This is a genomic window from Vogesella mureinivorans (assembly GCF_007644035.1).
In the GTDB taxonomy this organism is placed as follows: domain Bacteria; phylum Pseudomonadota; class Gammaproteobacteria; order Burkholderiales; family Chromobacteriaceae; genus Vogesella; species Vogesella mureinivorans.
In genome coordinates, this window is record NZ_VMTV02000097.1 from 1 (window position 1) to 268 (window position 268).

Annotated in this window: 1 protein-coding gene; it reads left to right on the forward strand. The window is 39.9% G+C overall.

What is annotated here, in order from left to right; all coding sequences use genetic code 11:
- On the forward strand, nucleotides 1-174 hold a 174-nt coding region (locus FLQ44_RS24775), incomplete at its 5' end, for a type VI secretion system Vgr family protein (RefSeq protein WP_206208623.1).
- Between the last annotated feature and the right edge of the window lie 94 nt (nucleotides 175-268).

The following is a 268-nucleotide window of genomic DNA, read 5'->3' on the forward strand; positions in this document are numbered from 1 at the left end:
AAAGGCAGTGGCTACAACCAACTGAGGTTTGATGATACTACAGGGCAAATCAGCAGCCAGTTACACAGTAGTCATGGCACGAGTCAACTGAATCTCGGAAAGCTTAGTCATCCAAAAAATAAAGCGGAAAGTGATGATCGTGGTGAAGGCTTTGAACTTATTAAAGTCGAATGAAATTGGTAAAGCGCAACGTGAGAAAACTTTACTTTTAGAAGGTTATCCTTGTTATACGACTTCAGCAGGCGTAATACAGTCAGTTAAATAAGAT